The 19,868-nt window shown below is 50.4% G+C and carries 24 protein-coding genes, 1 tRNA gene, 1 pseudogene and 1 CRISPR repeat array; of the genes and pseudogenes, 16 read left to right on the plus strand and 10 right to left on the minus strand.

From position 1 onward, the window contains the following. Nucleotides 1–834: 834 nt before the first annotated feature. Nucleotides 835–1,644, plus strand: coding sequence for a transposase (locus DEF47_RS05025; RefSeq protein WP_287045001.1), 810 nt, complete (start codon nt 835–837; stop codon nt 1,642–1,644). 304 nt (nt 1,645–1,948) lie between these two features. Further along, a CRISPR array of direct repeats spans nt 1,949–3,047; the repeat unit is 37 nt; unit sequence GTTTTAATCCCCCAGAGAGGATTCAGGTCTTTCGAAT. Between the two features lie 491 nt (nt 3,048–3,538). On the opposite strand, the gene DEF47_RS05030 is transcribed toward DEF47_RS05025, so the two are convergent. Next, complete coding sequence (locus DEF47_RS05030) at nt 3,539–4,015, minus strand: hypothetical protein (protein ID WP_012188943.1); 477 nt, start codon at nt 4,013–4,015, stop codon at nt 3,539–3,541. 18 nt (nt 4,016–4,033) lie between these two features. Further along, entirely contained in the window at nt 4,034–5,188 is a 1,155-nt protein-coding gene (locus DEF47_RS05035; protein ID WP_012188944.1) for an STAS domain-containing protein, read from the minus strand. A 419-nt stretch (nt 5,189–5,607) separates the two neighbouring features. Between DEF47_RS05035 and DEF47_RS05040 the strand changes: the two genes are divergently transcribed. Beyond that, entirely contained in the window at nt 5,608–5,892 is a 285-nt protein-coding gene (locus tag DEF47_RS05040) for a hypothetical protein (protein ID WP_041304226.1), read from the plus strand. A gap of 228 nt (nt 5,893–6,120) precedes the next feature. After that, nucleotides 6,121–7,368: an FxLYD domain-containing protein gene (locus DEF47_RS05045; RefSeq protein WP_012188945.1), complete on the plus strand. Its 1,248-nt coding sequence runs from the start codon at nt 6,121–6,123 to the stop codon at nt 7,366–7,368. 1,089 nt (nt 7,369–8,457) lie between these two features. Here the strand turns inward: DEF47_RS05045 and DEF47_RS05050 are convergent. The 5 genes from DEF47_RS05050 to DEF47_RS05070 all read right to left on the minus strand — a co-directional run bounded on the left by DEF47_RS05050 (nt 8,458) and on the right by DEF47_RS05070 (nt 10,947). Beyond that, nucleotides 8,458–8,832, minus strand: coding sequence for a helix-turn-helix domain-containing protein (locus DEF47_RS05050; protein WP_012188946.1), 375 nt, complete (start codon nt 8,830–8,832; stop codon nt 8,458–8,460). 305 nt (nt 8,833–9,137) lie between these two features. Continuing rightward, the gene (locus tag DEF47_RS05055; protein ID WP_012188947.1) at nt 9,138–9,539 is read right to left on the minus strand and encodes a helix-turn-helix domain-containing protein; all 402 of its coding nucleotides are present in this window, start codon (nt 9,537–9,539) and stop codon (nt 9,138–9,140) included. A gap of 148 nt (nt 9,540–9,687) precedes the next feature. After that, nucleotides 9,688–10,056 (minus strand): helix-turn-helix domain-containing protein, encoded by a 369-nt coding sequence (locus DEF47_RS05060; RefSeq protein WP_012188948.1) that lies wholly within the window; start codon nt 10,054–10,056, stop codon nt 9,688–9,690. Nucleotides 10,057–10,164: 108 nt separating this feature from the next. After that, nucleotides 10,165–10,536: a hypothetical protein gene (locus DEF47_RS05065; RefSeq protein ID WP_041304231.1), complete on the minus strand. Its 372-nt coding sequence runs from the start codon at nt 10,534–10,536 to the stop codon at nt 10,165–10,167. A 30-nt stretch (nt 10,537–10,566) separates the two neighbouring features. Then, nucleotides 10,567–10,947: a helix-turn-helix domain-containing protein gene (locus tag DEF47_RS05070; protein ID WP_041304234.1), complete on the minus strand. Its 381-nt coding sequence runs from the start codon at nt 10,945–10,947 to the stop codon at nt 10,567–10,569. A gap of 126 nt (nt 10,948–11,073) precedes the next feature. On the opposite strand from DEF47_RS05070, the gene DEF47_RS05075 reads away from it, so the two are divergent. The 13 genes and pseudogenes from DEF47_RS05075 to DEF47_RS25145 all read left to right on the plus strand — a co-directional run. Beyond that, a complete protein-coding gene (locus DEF47_RS05075; RefSeq protein ID WP_041304237.1) occupies nt 11,074–11,277 on the plus strand; it encodes a hypothetical protein in 204 nt (67 codons plus the stop codon). Between the two features lie 24 nt (nt 11,278–11,301). Beyond that, nucleotides 11,302–11,646, plus strand: coding sequence for a hypothetical protein (locus DEF47_RS05080; RefSeq protein WP_287045003.1), 345 nt, complete (start codon nt 11,302–11,304; stop codon nt 11,644–11,646). 400 nt (nt 11,647–12,046) lie between these two features. Beyond that, a complete protein-coding gene (locus tag DEF47_RS05085; protein ID WP_012188951.1) occupies nt 12,047–12,397 on the plus strand; it encodes a hypothetical protein in 351 nt (116 codons plus the stop codon). After that, on the plus strand, nt 12,381–12,596 hold the full coding sequence (locus DEF47_RS05090; protein ID WP_012188952.1) for a hypothetical protein: 216 nt from the start codon (nt 12,381–12,383) through the stop codon (nt 12,594–12,596). Before DEF47_RS05085 ends, DEF47_RS05090 begins: the two co-directional genes overlap by 17 nt. Next, nucleotides 12,593–12,802 (plus strand): hypothetical protein, encoded by a 210-nt coding sequence (locus DEF47_RS05095; protein ID WP_041304239.1) that lies wholly within the window; start codon nt 12,593–12,595, stop codon nt 12,800–12,802. The genes DEF47_RS05090 and DEF47_RS05095 overlap by 4 nt, the downstream gene beginning before the upstream one ends. Next, complete coding sequence (locus DEF47_RS05100) at nt 12,777–13,004, plus strand: hypothetical protein (protein ID WP_041304242.1); 228 nt, start codon at nt 12,777–12,779, stop codon at nt 13,002–13,004. The genes DEF47_RS05095 and DEF47_RS05100 overlap by 26 nt, the downstream gene beginning before the upstream one ends. Nucleotides 13,005–13,108: 104 nt before the next feature. Continuing rightward, nucleotides 13,109–14,059, plus strand: coding sequence for an ATP-binding protein (locus tag DEF47_RS05105; RefSeq protein ID WP_012188953.1), 951 nt, complete (start codon nt 13,109–13,111; stop codon nt 14,057–14,059). 53 nt (nt 14,060–14,112) lie between these two features. Continuing rightward, on the plus strand, nt 14,113–15,189 hold the full coding sequence (locus DEF47_RS05110) for a hypothetical protein (protein ID WP_012188954.1): 1,077 nt from the start codon (nt 14,113–14,115) through the stop codon (nt 15,187–15,189). Then, nucleotides 15,176–15,979 (plus strand): ATP-binding protein, encoded by an 804-nt coding sequence (locus DEF47_RS05115; protein ID WP_012188955.1) that lies wholly within the window; start codon nt 15,176–15,178, stop codon nt 15,977–15,979. Before DEF47_RS05110 ends, DEF47_RS05115 begins: the two co-directional genes overlap by 14 nt. After that, nucleotides 15,979–16,200 (plus strand): MarR family transcriptional regulator, encoded by a 222-nt coding sequence (locus DEF47_RS05120; protein ID WP_012188956.1) that lies wholly within the window; start codon nt 15,979–15,981, stop codon nt 16,198–16,200. Before DEF47_RS05115 ends, DEF47_RS05120 begins: the two co-directional genes overlap by 1 nt. Beyond that, a complete protein-coding gene (locus DEF47_RS05125) occupies nt 16,197–16,439 on the plus strand; it encodes a hypothetical protein (protein ID WP_012188957.1) in 243 nt (80 codons plus the stop codon). The genes DEF47_RS05120 and DEF47_RS05125 overlap by 4 nt, the downstream gene beginning before the upstream one ends. Before the next feature lie 214 nt (nt 16,440–16,653). Further along, a complete protein-coding gene (locus DEF47_RS05130) occupies nt 16,654–17,196 on the plus strand; it encodes a nucleoside triphosphate pyrophosphohydrolase family protein (RefSeq protein ID WP_041304245.1) in 543 nt (180 codons plus the stop codon). Nucleotides 17,197–17,352: 156 nt separating this feature from the next. Beyond that, nucleotides 17,353–18,270 (plus strand): annotated as a pseudogene (locus DEF47_RS25145) (recombinase family protein); the annotation flags it as partial. 473 nt (nt 18,271–18,743) lie between these two features. On the opposite strand, the gene DEF47_RS05135 reads toward DEF47_RS25145, so the two are convergent. The 3 genes from DEF47_RS05135 to DEF47_RS05145 form a co-directional block, all read right to left on the minus strand. Beyond that, nucleotides 18,744–18,818: transfer RNA gene (locus tag DEF47_RS05135), tRNA-Gly, on the minus strand. A 107-nt stretch (nt 18,819–18,925) separates the two neighbouring features. Continuing rightward, nucleotides 18,926–19,324: a FixH family protein gene (locus DEF47_RS05140; RefSeq protein ID WP_012188959.1), complete on the minus strand. Its 399-nt coding sequence runs from the start codon at nt 19,322–19,324 to the stop codon at nt 18,926–18,928. A gap of 40 nt (nt 19,325–19,364) precedes the next feature. Continuing rightward, nucleotides 19,365–19,760 (minus strand): hypothetical protein, encoded by a 396-nt coding sequence (locus tag DEF47_RS05145; RefSeq protein ID WP_041304250.1) that lies wholly within the window; start codon nt 19,758–19,760, stop codon nt 19,365–19,367. Nucleotides 19,761–19,868: the final 108 nt, after the last annotated feature.

Consider the following 19,868-nt stretch of genomic DNA (forward strand, 5'->3'; position numbering starts at 1 on the left):
GGGTTTTAATCCCCCAGAGAGGAGGGCTGGGCTTAACATAGAATTGGTTCCCCTGCCCGATCCATCAGGGTCGGGGGGCGACACCGATCCGCCGTAGCGCGACACCCATGCCCCAATCGGGGTCGTTTTCGACACCAGGCGACTCTCTATCGGGTACGATACGGGTATCAGATCCAACCATCCCCAGAATAGGAGTCGCTGATGCTGGATCGCATCATACCAAACATCCTTCGTCGCTTCAAGCGCCCTGTGGCCACCGTGCCCGTGTCCGATGGTGCCCTGCTGCCTACCCATCCCCGTCGTCCCTGCCCGCTCTCCATGCCGGATCTCCCCCCGATCATTGCCGCTGATCCCACCGCTGCTGCGGCGCATCAGTGGCTCGCCCCCATTCCGTGGCATGCTTTGCCGCCGCTCAGTGACCGCCCTCGGCCTGGGCCACGCCCCGCGCCGCGTGCCCCCTTTCTCGCCGCGTTCCTCCTCAAACTCGATCTCCAATTGCCCTCCATGGGGCATTTGCGCCGCTATCTCCTGCGCCATCCCGCCCTCGTCTGGACGCTCGGCTTTCCCCTTCGGCCTGACCCTGCCGCCCCGCTCGGCTTCGATGTCGCCGCCAGTGTCCCGTCGCGTCGTCAGTTTGCCCGTGTCCTGCGAACCTTACCCACGCCCATGCTCGACTTCCTCCGCATGGCGCTCGTGCGGCGCATTCGTGATGCCCTCCCCCCCGATCACCACGCCACCTTCGCCGACACCATTGCGGGCGATACCAAGCACATTTTGGCGTGGGTCAAAGAGAACAATCCCAACCGCTTTGCCCCGGATCGCGCGAAGAAGCAGGTGCAACCCCCCGGTGATCCGGACTGTCGGCTCGGAGTCAAGCGCCGGAGTAACCAGCAGCCGACCCCCACCACCGATGGTCAATCGCCAACCCAGAGTAAGGCCGAAGCCTACTGGGGCTACGCCAGTGGCATTGTCGTCACGCGCACCCCCTTTGGCTCAATCGTGCTTGCCGAACATACCCAACCGATCAATGCGGGCGATATGACCTATTTTGACCCGCTCATGGCGCAGGTGGAGCAGACGCTCGGTCGCCGACCGCGTAATGGCGTGTGGGATGCCGCCTTCGACAGCCAACGGGTCTACACCTACTTCCACACGGCTGGCGGGATGGCGGCGGTTCCGGTGCGGAAGCCCAACCAGCCACGGCAGTTTTCGCCCGACGGCGTGCCGCTGTGTGCCGCTGGTTTGGCCATGCCGCAACAGTTTACGTATGCCATGAACACCAATGGCCCGCCACAAGAGCGGGCACGCCATCGCTGTCCGTTGCTGTACCCGACTGCCACCGGCGAGCCATGCCCAACCAATGACAAACACTTTGCGACGGGCGGGTGTGTCACGACGATCGGGACGCAAGTTGGGGCAACGCTGCGCTGGACGATCGATCGTGGGTCAGCGGCCTATAAAGCCTTGTATCGCGAACGCGCGTTGGTCGAACAGATCAACAGCCAAGCGTATGCCTTGGGGATCGAATGGCCAAAACTGCGTCGTCAAAGCGCGGTCACAGCGTGGACATCCTTAATCTATGTGGTGATTAACCTGCGCGTCGTGCATCGCCAGCAGGGAACACACGACCCGATCCACGACTAACGTGGCATGCGTCTCGTCCGTGAATCGCCAGGGGGATGGCTTGGATGGATGGACGGACGCAGCCACAGCGATCAGGGAACAGCCACAGCGGCGGATCAGGGATGATCGGTCGGCGTGATCGGCTGTCCGTGCATCAGCCAACGCCGCGCAGCAGCACACCGATGGGCTGCCGCTGCGCGGGATTGCGGGTAGCATAACGGGCGATGGGGCGGATCTGCCCACAAAAAAACCACGCAAAGCGTGGTGATCGGCCAGCGGCGGCGCGGAATGAGCGAAAAAACCTGCCAAAACCACGCAGGAATTCGTCCAGCCCTCCCAGAGAGGATTCAGGTCTTTCGAATTCTTACAGGCGAACAGGCCGCTGAATACGGTCTGCGTTTTAATCCCCCAGAGAGGATTCAGGTCTTTCGAATCTTGGCTTAGATACGGCCAAAATGTATTATTACACGGCAGTTTTAATCCCCCAGAGAGGATTCAGGTCTTTCGAATTTATTATTAACCGCATGGGTGGCTATGGGGCCATCAACCCCGTTTTAATCCCCCAGAGAGGATTCAGGTCTTTCGAATAATGAATGCGGTAGAGAAATTTCGCCCCAGAATCGATTTAGTTTTAATCCCCCAGAGAGGATTCAGGTCTTTCGAATCGATAGTTCACCCGTTCTGAGGGTACTCACCCAAAGGTTTTAATCCCCCAGAGAGGATTCAGGTCTTTCGAATGCGCTTGAGATAGCCCAGCCGCCCGCCACCAACGTTGCCAAGGTTTTAATCCCCCAGAGAGGATTCAGGTCTTTCGAATTTTGTCGTAGACAGCTACGATTTGATCGTAGTGCTCAGTTTTAATCCCCCAGAGAGGATTCAGGTCTTTCGAATAACCAAATTCCTGTGATCGAAAATGGCTTCCTGAAGGGATGTTGTTTTAATCCCCCAGAGAGGATTCAGGTCTTTCGAATATAGCCGAGACTGGCGACATCGCGGGTTCAATTATATGGGTTTTAATCCCCCAGAGAGGATTCAGGTCTTTCGAATCAACGTCAGCGGGGTGCTGGCTGTAGCTGCGGATTTGATGGTTTTAATCCCCCAGAGAGGATTCAGGTCTTTCGAATAATAAGCAAGCTGATAGTATGGTTCGTAGCGCCAAAGGTGTTTTAATCCCCCAGAGAGGATTCAGGTCTTTCGAATTAATCGCTCACTAGCCTATTGAATTGGCGGGGCCAATGTGGTTTTAATCCCCCAGAGAGGATTCAGGTCTTTCGAATCAAGAACTTGCCCAAGTTGCTCGAACGTATTTCAAGTAGGTTTTAATCCCCCAGAGAGGATTCAGGTCTTTCGAATCTTGTAAGCGTTTTGATTTGACCAGTGTTGGGCGGTTTTAATCCCCCAGAGAGGATTCAGGTCTTTCGAATATACCCCATTTTTTAGGGCTTTGCAAGGGGCTAAAATGAACGGTTTGCGCGGTCCGCTTAAATTTGTTCAATTAATGCCTATTCTGCGCTACAAATAACGGTGGAAAACTGCCTTTTAGACCATTGGAATGGGATCGCGCGGCATATACCACTTTTTTGCCAAGTATTGGCATGATCACGGTCTTGTATTCGCTGATGCTACCGAATCAGGAGGAAGCGAAGACCACGCAAGAATGGGCATGCACAGAAAAGAGGAAAACAAAAAGCAACAGGTTAAATTGGTCTATGCAGACCCCTGTTGCTTGCGAGGATTATAGTGCGTCTGTGCTGTTTGTCAACAAAAATAAGCCAACGTATCCCACATATCCCACACTCGACTAATATAATTCGTATCACCTAAACTATTGTGCTATCACAAAGCCCACCTATTTCTCTACGATCACAGATGCCTTTGTTACAGTCGGAGGCAATGGGTATTCAGTATGTCTAACTTATGGCTGTACTCCTTCTGAATCGATATGGTCGATATTTTCAAGATCATGGCGACGCTGATCCATCCAGCGTTGTCCACACACATCGTGTCGCGGTTGCATGGAGCAACGCGGGCATTGATCAAAGCCAGTGTGGGCAGTATAGCCACAGGCGTAACAGCCATGAGAGATGGTATGACTGACCCGCACCGATTCAACTGGATATCCATAACGGGTTTCGCGGGCAACGCGCCAGCAGATTGTATGGTCTTGATTAAACACATCCACTAACACGAGATCGGAGTCGGTAATCACCAGCGCATCAACAATCTCGATCAGGTGTTCTGCCGATTCCCCGAGGTCAGGCACGAGGTAAAGGACATGCTGTGGTGATGATCTGCGGCTGAGCATCGCAAAAGGTTTTCCCTCTTTGGTCGTATGGAGGTGCTCCCAGAGTGGGTTATCGTGCGTACCAGTGGCAAGGTTAAAGTACTTCATATATGGCCTCCCTTTAGATCATTGGACAAGTAGTGTGGGCCGAGGGACGGTCACGGCGGGCGATCTTATGTGGTCAATCGCATCTTGAAGCGTGGAAAAACTCTGAATCGCATTGGGTAAAGAACGGATGGATTGCAAGTCCATCGCCACATGGGGCGGAATGCCTACAAACACAGGGCGGCATCCTAAAATCAGGCTAACCTGAAGGAGATCGGCAAGTGTTGTCAATGTATCGGGATCAATTCCTGTAACTCCCGTGAGATCGATGAGTACATGCCGCAGTTGTTGCTGCTCAATCTGGCGCGGGAGCAGGGATGCTAATTGATCCATCCGAGCACTGTCGAGGTGTCCGATCAAGGGGAGCACTGCTCGCTGAGGAATAATTGGGATTACCGGAAAGGTCATTTGGCTGAGTTGCGTGGTCAGGGCTTGTCGTTCAGCACTACTCGATGCTAAGGCCGTGAGGGTGTCTCGTAACTGGGTATTGCGGGCCTCGCTTGCTGCGTGCGCTGTGCGTAATTCCTGCTGGGCGGTTTCAAGTTCTGTTGAGCGTGCTTGGAGATGCTGATAGGCCAGTTCGAGGGTGGTATCAAACCGTCGTCGTAGACTCGCGATTACGAAGATAGCTTGGATCACCATCCCACCACCGATCAGGAATAAGATAGTGCGGACGCGAGCAAAGGCGGTGCGTTGTTGATTGGCCGTCTGTTGGACGAGGATGCGCCGTTCATTGACCATCGTGCGGCTCTGAAATTCGAGGTTGATAAAGATGGTAGAGAAGGAAGAAAGATCGTTTATTTCTTGGGCAGGGACACGCTGAAACTCACGCTGAATCACGGTAAATGCTTGATATTCAATAGAGGTGTATTGCGATTCTGCTGCACTGCTATAGAAGCTATTCATGGCAGCGAGACGATTCGACACGAGATTGTGACGCAGCTGATATTCAGTAGCCAGGGTAGGATTGTTCGTCCCTCCATCGTTGGCAACGGCACGCAACCGTAAGATATCGCGTTCGAGTTGAGTTGGATTCCAGATTCCATCATCCTGCTCAAAAAAGCGGGTCGCCTGACTTAAGGTTTGAAGATTGAGGACAGTGAGTGCGAGTAAGATACCAAGAAGGCTGCTCATGCCGCCCGTCATGATTCGGTGTGGCCATGGTGATCGATTCATAGGGTGATCATTCCTTGCTGGCAGTGATGTATGGATGACCGACGGATGATACCGCTATGGAGTATGGCTCTATCAACAGAGTCACAATTTCTTAGGTAGGGCTTTCATATCAGTCTGCTCTTAAAGACACCATGAATATCAAGCGTGTATTATGACTGAGTTAAGCCTTTGATGGTTGGTTGCCCGTAAGCTGTAGAGGCTACCTCGCCATCAAAAGCTTAATCGTTGCTTAATCTGCAATGATACGGTAGGATTGACGCGAATGGTGGTAGTTTGGATCACTGATCGACCAACGAGCAAAGGCGCTCACCAACCACCGATGCGTCGCGTTGGTATCACGCCCAACGCGACGGCCTATGGGTTTGGTGGTATACCGAAATAGTTATGGTGATGGCGTTACGTTGGTAGGGAGGTGTCATATGGATCAGATAATGTGGTGGGAGTGGTATGAGGCTATGGCGACAAGACTAATGGCATTGCATTGGCAGTGTCTTGAGGATGGACTGCTCCGACAGCCGCCATCGACTACGCTGCGCACAGCAGTCACCACCTTCGCCGTAACTGTACACCAGGCGACAACCTCACTTGATACCAAGCAATGCCCCGAGTCGTTGGGTGATGCGATCACCCAACTCGCCGCGATTACCCAACGCCTTTATGAGCTAGTGACCAAAGATGAAGGGTTACCGATACGAAATGTGTAACCGCGAGGAATGAGAGCAGCCAGATTAGCTTAAACATAGTGGTTCTACGCCAATAGTTGATGTCCCCATTCAGCGGAATAGAGCAGGTAGTCTCAGTCACGAGAGCGCACCTGTGCCTCTTCCTTGACCGATTCCAAAGATACCGCTACGCTCTACCCAACTTCTTGACGATAACAATCAACTACAACATCATGGCCTGACTGCATTTCGTTCTAAGGAGAATCCCGAATGCGACGTTTCCTTATTGCTTTGGGCGTGCTCGCACTACTTGGGCTACCACGGGCGGTATCTGCTCACGACATGTGTTTTCCCTCGGACAAAACACCGTACTGCCTTCCTGATCCGTTTAGCGATTATTGGGAATTGAACGGTGGGTTGCCCGTTTTTGGCTATCCAGTGACAGCCAAGGCCGATGAACTCAATAAAGACACGGGCAAAATGCATCCAACCCAGTGGCTTGAGCGGAATCGGCTTGAATATCACAACGAAAATAAAGGAACGGCCTATGAAGTGTTGCTGGGATTGTTGGGAAAGGAACGCCTTGCCCAATTAGGTCGTAATCCTGCGAGTGAGCCGCGTGAAGCCGGGGCCAAAGCTGGGTGTTTGTGGTTTGAACAAACGGGACACAACATCTGCAATATTGAAGGTACGGTGGGCTTTAAGACCTATTGGGAAACCCATGGCTTGAAGATCAATGGCATGGACAAGTTTAGCCAATCGTTGCAACTGTTTGGACTTCCATTAACGGAACCAAAGATGGAAACCAATAGTGCAGGCGATAGGGTGTTGACGCAATGGTTTGAGCGTGCCCGCTTTGAATGGCATCCCAAGAATGGTGCTGAATATAAGGTGCTTTTAGGTTTGCTTGGCAAAGAAGTTCATGATAATGCTGGCTCACCTCCGCCAGCCACCCTTGCGATTGTTAGCCACCGCACGTATGTTGATAGTATCGACTTCCGGTGGATTGTTGGTGAAGTTGTGAATAATACAGCGAGCAATCAGCAATTTGTTAAGGTTATTGCGAATCTTTATGATGCTGGGAGTAATCTTGTTGGTACTGAGACTGGCTATACCATCCTCGATATTGTTAAGGCTGGTACGAAATCACCGTTTAGTATTCTGATTCTTGAGCCTCCAGCGAACTTTGATCATTACACGCTACAAATTGAGGCCCGTGAAACCACAACTGCACCCCTCGATACATTCGCCATCTTAAGTTTTGGCAATCGTGATTCCGAGATTGGCAATTACCGCTATGTGTATGGTGAAGTCCGCAATGATACGGGTGTTCCAGTGAAATTTACTAAGATAGCGATTACCTGTTACACCAAAGAATCAACGGTTCAACAAGTAGGGTTTGGCTACACATCGCTGCAAAATATTGCTGTTGGGCAGTCCTCTGCATTTGAAATATTGCTATCACAATGGTCAGGCGTTGAGCGCTGTGAGGCGCAAGTTCAAGCCAGAAAGCAATAACTGGAGCTATTGTTGGAAAAGCCTGCTCCTAGGAGCAGGCTTTTTTGATGCCGTGTGGATCGGTGAGCCGGAGCTGGCGGCCAGCGCTGAGCAAAAGCAACAACAAACCAACAACATTTGTTCGCGCTATGTTGTCGCTATATTGTTGCTTTGCAACTGGTGATCAGCGCTTTCGACAATAAACCGACAACGTTTGTTGTCGTTTCGTAAACCCCTATCGCAAGCAATAACAAACCAACAATAAACTAACAATATTTGTTGTCGTTTCGTAAACCCATCGACACTCACGGATGTATTCAATTGCGTTCAATTGTAAACATCGCGCTAACCACGGTGTATTCAATTGCGTTCAATTGCGTTCAATTGAACGCATCGCACCTTATCGATACTTACAATTGAACGCACCATGGTTCCACTAATCCTTTTGGGTTAATCGGGGCAAAACTATACCGTGTTCGGATTAATCATTTGGTGTATTACGTTCGCGAATGAATATATTCAAAAGCGATATTTCGTTTCTTAAATGCACTACCATTGCACTACCGTATGAAAATTGCTGATTTTTACCGTCATTTAATCCCGTTTATAAGAATCTTGTTAACATCTGACGTGACAAAGTGATTTAGGCGTAGTTCGGGCGTTTTTTGCACTTGCAAAAATAAAACGTTTCAATCATAATTTTTGCTATTGCATCGGCATTATTTGCTCACATCCTCGTTGCCGATGCACACTCATTCACCCCAGTTAGAGGTACAACACCATGGCGTGTGACCATCTTCTCCGCTCAGGGGTTTGTGGAGGGCTTGATCTTGTGGTCAATGTCCGCATAGAAACCACTGTATCCGCTGGGTCACTGCATCATGCCACGACTGCTGATGCAGATGCCCAGGTTCACCATGTTCGTGTCGGGATAGAACTGTTGGAGCAGTATTCGGTAACACACAACGATGACACCGAAGTGCTTGAATGGATCGCGAGTGTTGGACTTGATCAACAAACGCTTGATGAGGATCAATCAGTGGGGGGGCGACCAGTGGTTGATGATCAAAACCAAGCGGGTCGTGGGCAACCCGCTTGGCAGGACAGCGATCAGGCGTTCGTGGACGTTTCGACTTTCCAGCGCAAATGAGACAGGATAGCAGCACGATCATCGGGTGAGAGTTGACCCAATAAGTTCAGAAACATGCGTACCTCGGGGACGGCAGCGATGAGGACTTGGATGGTGGCATCCTCATCGGTGGGGTGAGCGTCCACGGGAATTCCACAGGCCTCAACGAGCTGGCGGAAGGGCAGGTTGAGGCTAATGGATAAGGCATTCAAGGTACGAAGATCGGGCATGACATCGGGCTTATTGATGAGATTGGAGAGGGTTGAAACGGCAATGCCAGAGCGTGTGGCAAGTTCCCGCAACGACCAGTTGCGGGAAGCCAGTTCTTGCGACAGGAGACTGGATAACCCAAGCATAAAACACCTCTCGATGGAATGTGATGGAACGGACGAAAACAAGGGATTGACAGATGTTCGATTTAGTGTACAATCCGACACATAATACACGAGGTTGAAGAAACAATCAACCGGAGACGGAACTCCACGGCAAGGTGGAGCTATTTTGGGATAAAGTGTTCGATTTGAAGAACAGTTCAAGGAATGATTATAATCATTAATCTACTGCTGTCGGATAGGTTAGTCGGATGAACGAGTTTAGAATTGCAGCTATGCTAAAACTGTATGTCGGTTTTACGTGGGAGTTCATTGTATGGAATACCAAATCAAGATTGATCAACTTCTTGGTTTATATTTTTCTGACGATGCAGACGACGCATTTCAATATATGCCAGAACATCAGCTTGATCGAGAGGAGAAAATGTCATCATCTCTTCCACAAGACGCTGAAAGTCTGGAATTGCTGAAACAATAGTTTGTAGTCGTTGGCTGTCTTCTGATTTAGCACTAGAGACATCGAAGCCACATGCAGCAATAATTCTAGCTAGCGGGATGTCAAAAGCTTGAGCTAATGTTGCAAGATTTTCTAATTTTGGTATCTGATTTGGGTTTTTGAGGATTTTAGATATGGTTGAATCAGGAATTCCTGATATTTCAGACAACTTTGTCTGATTCCACCCTCGTGCATCCATTTCAGATTTGATGAGATAAATCAAACCTGTAGTCATTATTAGGCCTTTGTTGATAGTAAATAATAATAACCATTACTTTATTTTAGAGGATAACATATGAGCCATCTACGAGACAATTCCAGTATGTGCGAAAATTTACGTTCAAAGATTATCAAATTTGTAGATTCTATACTTGAAGCACGAACTACTTCTTGTGAAGATACCCTTGAATATAAGCCTGAATTACACGTAAATCCTCAGCTTGGAGTTGTGCTAGATCTGAAACAACAGATCGTAGCTCCGGTAATGAGTTTAACAGAATCGAAATCTGTTCCTCTGGTAACTCTCCTCGAAGATCGATATCAAATCCGCAGACTGTAATCAACCGTGCTAGAGGGATATTTAATGCTTGACTTAATCGATCAAGGGTTTCTAGTTTTGGAACCGATTGAGGGTTCTTGAAGATATTACTAAGCGTTGATCGATCAATCCCTGCGCTATCCGCAAGCTGGCTATCTCGCCATCCTCTCGCAGTTAGTTGAACACGTAAGAATACTGCTAGTGTATTGGGCATTTAATTCACCAATAATTTCTTGAGAATGTTTATAAATTTATATTTTGAGGTATAGCATGAAAAAGCTGGGAGAATTGGCAGCCATGATTGATCGGATAACCAAAAACCTTATTTCCGATGGTTTTTTAGTGTTTCCAGATAAATCAGAACTGAGTTTACCTCATAACTGTCTAATTCAAGAAGATGCTCTACTACAGATTGATACTCAGGCATTGCATCCATTACCGAAATTAAGCGTTGAGCTTGAATCGTAGATGTTTCACTGAATTCGAGATCAAATCCAGCCATTTCTATAATTCGCCAGAATGGTAGCTTAAAGGTTTTTGCGAATTTAACCAGAGTTTCTAGGTCAGGAGTCACATCAGGATTATCACGAAGATTTTTTAATCCCGTATACGACACGCCAGATTTAATCGACAGTGCACGTAAACTTCCCTCGACTTCTGAGTGTTGTTTGATCTTATTTGAGAGTTGTCTCATTGTAAAAAATACCATATAGCCTTTATAGGCCTATGTTGTGGCTCGGCGGCGTGCTAATACTTCAAGATAGGCAAGCACTCCATCGATATCTTCTTTATCTAATTTCTGAAGGTGTTCTAATACAGGTTTATATTGAGGCATTACTTCCATAAGTTTGGATAATCGTTTTGTATGATCAGGATCGGTTGTATCTAAATCTAGATCATATCCAGCCATTTCTACGACACGCCAGAGAGGTATATTAAATGCTCTAGAAACTTTTGATAAAGTTTCTAAACTAGGAATAACGTTGGGATTATCAATAATATTAGCAAGGGCAGATTTGGATACTCCAGTTGTTTCCTCGAACTCACGCCAAGTCCACTCGTTATCCTTCATCTGCTTTTTAAGAAAAATGGATAATTCTGTCATTCTGACCTCGTGGACAAGCCGATAATACTTAGTATAAGGCATTGATTGTACTCTTGACAACTACAAATAACTACACTAGAATGTCCGATAGATAGTCAAAAAAACTTTCAAAAGTAAAGGAGTTCTATGAATAATTTGCAAGGTCGATTCACTGATGAACAACGTGATAAGTTAGAAAAAATATCGAAACAAGCAAAGGTTCCTATCGCAGCGGTATTACGATGGGCGGTAGAGGCCTACAATCCACCTATTTTTTTATCTACTTGTCCGATGAATAGTCAAAATGACAATGAAAAATATAACCAACCTGAACAAAACCAAGCAGCATAACTGTCCCATAGAAAGGAGCCAACGATGCGAACCATTGATACGATTCACCGTCATCTGAACAGTTTCCAAGGGTTTATTCCTACACCATCCTATCCTGTGCCTTCTCCTTGCCGACCTAGTTCGACAGCCCCGATCACCCCAGTCATCGCACGCACCAAAAAGACCCGCAAACCTAAGCGCCAACCCAGTTGCTCATGCCCTGCTTGCACGAAGGAACACACTGCGACTGGGGTATTCCGTTGCCTCAAGGGCAAGGAATACGTGATCTTTGCTGCTGGCCAATGCTTAGGTTATCGCAAGACCGAAGGCACCGCTGATACCCTGCTCCGCGACTATCGCTATACCTTTCTCACCAAGCATGCAGGCTGATTGTTGGACGGCTATCGGTTGCATGCCGTAAATGCAGCGCCAGAAGCGTAACTGGCACGGCCTGAGCAGTCCACAACCTGCTCACCAGCGCCAGTGTGGCGCAACTCGGTATGTATCGATGCTCACCCGTTGTTGTGCGGAACAGCGGCCCCGTTCGCCAGCAGGACTACCTTAACAACTGCATACGCAGTCGTGGCATATCGTGCGCACCCAGCGCGGGATTGCAGCATACCAACGAAGGCTATAGGCGATGACCCTACCTCGGCAGACACGCCGCGCCGTTGCTCATGCTGCACCACGATCACCGGGCAGGAAATCACGTAGGCCTGCCCAAAACACACGATCAAAAGTCTACTACGTCCTATGGTTTTTCGTCTCTCAGTTTGTTGATGAGGTTTCGATGATTGAATTGCTGATTTGCACCCTTGGTTGTGCCATTAGCCTGGCCACGGAACATCTTGCCTTGTGGGATCACCCATGGCGGTTACGCCCACCCATCACCTACATGATCGGCATGCTCACGATCATTGCGTGGTTTACCGTTTTTTGTCTCTTGATCGACCCGCTCTATGTCTTTTTTGGCGTGGCGCTGCTGTTGTTGTCTGGCGGGGCCGGACTGGTGGTGATTCTTGGCTATTGGCTCCGCAGGGTATTGACGGTCAAAGATCAGGCCGCGTTTACCGCTGGGCAGCTTAGTCGGTCGGTTCCATCACCAATCACGCAGGATTGGATTGATGGCCACGACCGATAAACACAAACGTTGGGCCGAGATTACGGATGCGCTCGCATTGCGCGGCAATGCTGATGATGCGTTCGTCGAAATTGCCCAACGTTCCCGCGAGCCGGTGATTTTGCAGCTGGTGCAAAAAGGGCGTGATGAGTTGGCCAAGCAACGTCAACGCCTGATCGCCCTGCGTGATGCACCGGAAAAGGAGCTGAAACAGGAATGAGTTTTCACATTGTCATCCAGTATGGGACGGTTGAAACTCCACTTCAAATTGGTCAATTAAATCAGGATGAAGCATTGATGATTCAGCGCCAACTGACCACAGTTGCGCGAGCCGTGTTCGCTGATCTGGAAGTTCAAACCCTTAATTGCTTCCCGACCTATCACATTAAGGAGTTGCCACATGACCCAATGGATTCACACCAGTGATGGATCATTTGAGAATCTTGGTGAGGCGATTGAAGCCTACCGAGAGCGCCAACGCAAGGCTGATGAAGCTGAGCAGCGAGCTGCCTACTTGGCATCAAAGAATGACCCCGAAGTGCAACAGTGGATAGAGCTAGCTCAGCGTGAAGAGGCGCTAGTACGCAGTGCACGGACACAACGTCCAAACAAAAAGCCCACGGCCTAAGGCCAATGGGCTTTTATATACCGTTCACCAGCACCGATTCATGGATCAGATGAATGGGTGCTTTTGTTTTTCAACCGTCCCCCAGTATACCATGGAGATTTTGCATGTTTCAACGGGCAACGAAATTTCGCAGCAAACTGCGGCTGGCTCTGCTCGGCGTTGCGGGGAGTGGCAAAACCTACACCGCGCTGAATATCGCCAAACACTTGGGTCGCAATATCGCCGTGATTGATACCGAGCATGGCAGTGCCAGCAAATACGCTGATGATGTGGCCAGTTTCGATGTCGTCGAACTGACCTCGTTTCACCCCAAACGCTATATCGAAGCGATCAAGGCCGCCAATTGGGTGAACTACGATGTCTTGATTATTGATAGCCTCTCGCATGCTTGGAATGGCAAAGATGGCATTTTGGAGCAGGTTGATCAGGTGGGGAAGCGCGGTGCCAACAAATTTACCGCGTGGGCCGATGCGACCCCACTCCATCAACAATTGATCGATGCCATTCTTGACTGTCGAATGCATGTGATTTGTACCATGCGGCTCAAAACCGAGTATGTCGTCGAACAAAATGAGCGCGGCAAACAAACCCCACGGAAAGTCGGATTGGCTCCCGTACAGCGCGACGGCTTGGAATACGAGTTTGATGTGGTGGCCGATCTGGATATGCACAATACGCTGATGGTCAGTAAAACGCGCTGCCCTGCCTTGCATGGTGTGAGTATCCCTCGCGCTGGAGCCGAGATTGCTACCACCCTGCTCGACTGGCTCAATCAGGGCATTGATCTCCACGCGCTCAACGAGCCTGATCCGGCATCGATCGACCCCTTGAATAACCCGACCCCATCCCTGTACAAAATCGAACGCGTCCAAGCCTGTCGTGGCTGTCGCGCATCGGTCATTTGGATTGACAATCAGCCCTACAACGCTGATGCCAATGGCCAACGCACGCCGCAGCTCCACTGGGAAACCTGTCCGAAAGCCCATCTCTTCCGCCAAACCAACCGCCTCACTGCGGCGCAAATGGCTGAGCGGGATGCGGTGTTTGATAACTAACTGGTCGTGTCTTTGAGCGCCTTACGGGGCGCTCGTCTGGTTAAAGGTGTGCTATGACAACCGGAAATGCATGGGTTGATGCGATTGCGCAGCTCCCAATCGAAGGCAATATTGTGCCGCCAGTGTGGTTTCAACAGATTACATTCGCGAATGGGAAGCCGCATGCCTGTGCGGTCATCCTGCTTTCCGATATTGTCTATTGGTATCGCCCAACGATTCTGCGCGATGAAACCACGGGCCTCGTGATTGGCAGCCGGAAGAAGTTTCGCGCGGATATGCTCCAGCGCAGTTACGACAACTTTGCCGACCAATATGGGTTTACCAAAGCCCAGGTCAAAGCAGGGATTAATGCCTTAGTGGAGTTGGGGTTAATCGTGCGCGAATTTCGCTCGGAAACGGTGAATGGGCAGCGCTTAACCAATCTGTTGTATGTTGCGCCGATTGCCCATGCGATTGCCAAGATGAGCACACCCCTCTGTGATTCCATTGATACACCTCCCCCAATAGAATCGCAGACCTCCCCCAATAGAATGGCAGAGGTGGGTGATTCTAGTGGCACACCTCCCTCAACAGAATCGCAGACAAATACAAAGACTACCCAGAGACTACCCAAAGACTTCCCATCATCATCCGCTCCTGCGGCGCGTGCTGCCAATCGTGCGCGAACAACCCGCACGGCCACCCGCCACCGCGCATCTGGCGATGCGGATAAAAATAAACATCAACAATCGGCAACCTATCGGCTGTTACGCGATCGGCAAGTCTGGTCAGCCAGCAAGTTTGCCGAGGAGCCACTGGCTCTGATTCAAGCCTATCTTGATCACGTTGGCCCTGAGTATCCAGCGGCCCAAATCGCCATTGACCTGAACGCTGGCGTGCATCAACGCCTTGGTCAACATCCTACCGCCGAGCCAACCCAACCCGCTGAACCCGTGCCCGATTGGCCAACCTGGTTACCCGCCGATCACGGCTTGCCGCCTGATATGGCTGCGTGGATGCGCGATGCCGTATGGGTGGCCGAGCGTGGCGAAATTGAAATCCCCAAGCATAACGATCGCTTTCGGCGGCGTTTCAGCTATTGGCTGACCCCGCTCGAAAGCCAGTTACGAGGATTGTATGCAACGATTTGATACCAGTATCCAAGCATCGGTAACGCCTGCTCCCGACATGCTGCCACCGGTTGTCCCATGGGAGCCGAATGAAACCTGTCCGTGTTGTAAAGGCGCTGGCTATTTTGTCTACGATGTGGCGGTTGACCATCACATGTTTGGCAAACTGCAAGCCTGTGGCTGTCTGCAACAACGCCAAATTGAGCGCCGTCGCAGCGAACTGCATGCCAAGAGCGGTCTTGCGCCGTTTCGCGGCAAAACCTTTGCCAGCTTCGATCGCACGATTGCAGGCGTTGATCACGCCGTTGGTGCGGCCCAAGCCTTTGCCGACAACCCCGACGGTTTTTTGACCTTGGTCGGCAACCCGGGCTGTGGCAAAACCCACTTAGCCCAAGCGATCGGCAATGCGCTGCAAGCCCGTGGCTTCGAAGTCGTTTGGTCAACGGCTCCCGATGCCTTGCGCCTGCTGCGCTCGACCTTCGATCAAACGAGCAACAAGCCCAAGAATAGCTTCGATGAACAATTCGAACTCTTCCGCAAAGCCCCAATGCTGCTGCTCGATGACCTTGGAGCCGAGAATGCCACCGATTGGGGCAAAGAAACCTTGTTCCAGTTGCTCAACGAGCGCTATGAATACCAACGCCCCACCGTGATCACGAGCAACCTGCACCCGAACACCGCTGAAGCGAATCGCCGCTTTGGCATGCGTTTATGCAGTCGTTTGCTCGATGCGGTTCAAGGTCAGTTGGTCGTGGTGCAAGCGGCGGATTATCGACGACGCGATCCGATGGATCGATTGGGGGCTGCCTAATGCGCCGCAAACCCGTGAGTTTTACCACCGTGCGGTTGGTGTGGGGTGCGGTGAGCCGCCGACCACTGGCAACGGTGCGTGATTTAGCCGATGAACTGCGCCTTGGCTATAGCACCGTGGCCCAAGCCTTGTTGGTGCTGCGTGATGCGGGCTATATCGAATTTACGCCCAAGCGCTGCGGCTGCCGCAAAATTATTATTCCCTTGCTGGAGGCCGCATGAGCACCCTGATCAATCTGGTGGGCACGCGGCTGGAGATTCAAGCGCAGCTGCGCAACGGTAATATCGCGGCGGCTCGCAACCTGATCACCAATCGCATGATTTCGCCATGGTTGTTGGCCACGTGGTTGACTCCAGCGCAACAAGCGCTCCTGACTGATCAATCACCGCCAATGATGAACCATTCTCTTGGAGCAGATCCGCTATATCAAGCAAACCAATTGATGTTTGCGCTCAGATGATCGTGAGGTGTTTGATGGCCCTGAATCCTGATGAGATTGATGTGACCGCTGATCCGGCATTGGTTGCGTGGCTCCACGCTGGAGCGGAATGGATTGCGGCCAATTCCTGTCCCAAGTGTTCGTCGCGCATAGTGCGCCAACGAGGAGATCAGCGAGAATGCTGCACATGTTTGTACCAGTGGACGGTCACTGGGTAGCGTGCAAGGAACGAATCATGGATTTTCGAAGCTATTATCACGCTGCCAAGCGCACGATGAACAGCACGCTGAGTCGCGAGATGCAGCTCTGTACCGCCGCGCTTGGTATCTGTGGTGAAGTGGGTGAAGCGCTGACGGCACTCGAAACCAGCATTGACACGCCCGATCAAGCGGTCATCAACGAACTTGGTGATGTGTGCTGGTATATCACGTGGAGCATGGAATTATTTGATATCAATATGCTCCATTCCTTTGTCTCCGCGCCCGAGAACGATCGGGATGTGTATTTGCTTGCTGCCCAGTTTGCCGATATCGTCAAGAAAATCGCTTGTCACCAGCACCCGATGACCGATAACCACAAAGCCACCATTATTGATATTCTCAGTCGATTGCACGCATGGGTGTGCGACGCGGCCACGTGGGAAAACGCCAGTATTTATGATGTGTATGAAGCCAATATCGCCAAGTTACAGCAGCGATTTGCCACCGAGCAGGGCTTTACCAGTGAAGAAAGTATCAGTCGTGCTGATACGGTAGCGATAGAGAGGTCAATCCCGTGACTGTTCACGTTCAGATTCAACCCCAACTGCCCACCGAGGCAGTTTTTTTTATTGAAATTGAGCCAGCCGATCCTGGCACTGACCATGGCTTGATTACTACCCTGATCGATATTCTTGCGAACTTGTGTACTATAGAGGACACAGGAGGAATGCAGCATGCGAATAGCGATCTATCGGCGTATTAGTACGGAGGAACAATCGGATTTTTCGCTGTCGGCACAAGAGGCGAAATGTTTGGCCTACATCGAGGAGCACCAGTGGACTCATATCAAGACCTACACCGACGAAGGCATTAGCGGTGCGAAAGAGTCGCGGCCCGCGCTCGATCAGCTGCGCTACGATGCTCAAAATAAGCGGTTTGATGTGATTTTGGTGCATGACCTCAGTCGGTTGGCACGCGGGATGCGGATTCAAGAAAACATCTTGCATGAATTTATGAATCTCAAAGTGCGCTTGATTGCCCTAAAAGATGGCTTTGATAGCGCGAATCCCCAGTCGATGTTGATGGCCCAGTTTATGGGCATTATCAACCAACAGTATCGGGACAATCTCCGCTGGCATACCCAAAAAGGTCTCCAAGAAAAAGCCGCGCGTGGTCACTGGGTCGGAACCGTTCCATGGGGCTATCGCGCACTCGACAAAAACACGATTGTGCCTGATGAGAGTGCCCAGTATGTTCGCCAGATTTTCAGCCTATATGCAACGGGCCAATATTCGCTGAGCGAACTGGCCGATCATATCAATGGACTGCAAACTCGCCACTGTACCCGCGATTTTATTCGGGCTGTGCTGAGCAGTCGTGCCTACTTGGGCTATGTTCATTGTGGAAAGGAGTATCAAGGCAATCACGAAGCGATTGTTACCGAGGACGTATGGCAGGCCTGCCAAGCCATTCGTAATAGTCGCAGCGGTGAGCGACGGATTATGCAAAAGCCCAAGGCGACAATCAAGGGCTTGATCATGTCGATCGTGTGTTGTGAACGCTGCGGCGCGGCAATGTGGCAGCATGTGAATAGTAATATGGGCAAAGCAACGCCGATTTACTATTACCGTTGTAGCGGCAATAGCCGCCGGACCTGTAATGCCCCACTCTCACGCATGACCAAAGTCGATCAAATGGTGTTGGATATGTTGGCCAGTTTCATGCTCGACGATGACCAAATCCAGCGGGTTATGGATGGTCTGCGCCATCGCCAGCCCACGCCACAGCCAGCCCTTGATCATGCAACGATTCAAGCCCGGATTGATCGGCTTGCCCTGGCATGGTCACATGGCAATCTTTCGGATGCGGTGTATACCCGGGAAGTGGCCAAACTCAAAGCACGATTCGACGAAAAGCCAAAACAACCCCAGTCTATTGACATTGAGAAGGCGGCAAGCTATTTGCGCAATGTTCCCATGTTGTTGAATGCGGTTGGCTTACAAGAGCAGCGACGAATTGTGCAGGAGTTATTGGTAAAAGTGGTGGTATATGAGGGAGTAATTGTTCGTATAAAGCCAACAGCGGCGTTTGCGCCGCTGTTTCCCCAACAATTTGATGTTGTATTTGGAGCGGGAGACGAGACTCGAACTCGCAACCATCTGCTTGGAAGGCAGATGCGCTACCATTGCGCTACTCCCGCGTTTGATTTGCTAGCGCCAATGATGCCCGAAGTTGCTGAATTTGTCAAGTCTGAATGAAACGAGTAGAGCTAGCCCTTCGCCAATGATAAAGGACTAGCTCTAGGTCTTATTCTGGTACGTTGAAATCGAAGCTGGCCTGATATTCTTTGCCATCAAATTCAGCAAAAACGCTCACCGCCCATGCTCCGCCCATGGTGTAAATGCCTTGGGCTCGATAGTTGCCGTTACCCTCGCCTTTAGCTAGCGGTTTGTTCTGGCCCATTGGCATCGAAGGCATATCGATATCTAAATAGACATCGGCATTATCCACCGGTTGGCCATTTTGCGTCACATTAATCACCCAGGTTTGGTCGGTGTTTTGGCTCAATGGGCTTTCCGAGATGAGTTTGAGGGTCACTCCATCAACGGTTTTTTCAACCGGAGCAGGCACTTGGCCCGCACCATTGCCGCCACAAGCAACGAGGCTGGTTAATAGCAATAAGCAAAATAAAAGTCGTTTGAACACGCTGAACACTCCTTATAAAAATAGCAAGAATGAATTGAAATTAACTTAATCGTAGTAATTCTGGTGGGGGCGCTAGGGGCGGTGCTGTCGGTTGGCTCTGCCAAATCAGTGGTTGATAGTTAGATTGTTGCCAAAGCCAGTTCAAATCTAATTCAAGGTTTTCAAGCCCATTCAGTTGCGCTACTCCTTGCTGGGCTGGATCGGGGTTTGAACTAGGTGCATGGGTGTGTAGGCTGCTGGCGGGCGGCTGCGATTCGGCCATCAAGCAAATAAACATGCCAGCATCGCGATTCAGATTCATTTCATTTGCTTGGGTCGATGCACCACAGTGCCATAAGCAACTGAGCGGATTTAGCCCACAGAATAGTACCCACAGCCAAATCAGCCAACGCTGCTGAATGCTTAAATTAATCGAAGAAATCTGCGCCGTTTGCATGCCAATCCACACGTTCAATCACTCAGGTTATCGTATCACAGGTTTTGGGGTTTTAAACACAAATTGCCCATAGTTTCGGCAACTATGAGCAATTTATGCTGGAATTTA

This window comes from Herpetosiphon sp. (genome assembly GCF_003512625.1).
Lineage (GTDB): Bacteria > Chloroflexota > Chloroflexia > Chloroflexales > Herpetosiphonaceae > Herpetosiphon > Herpetosiphon aurantiacus.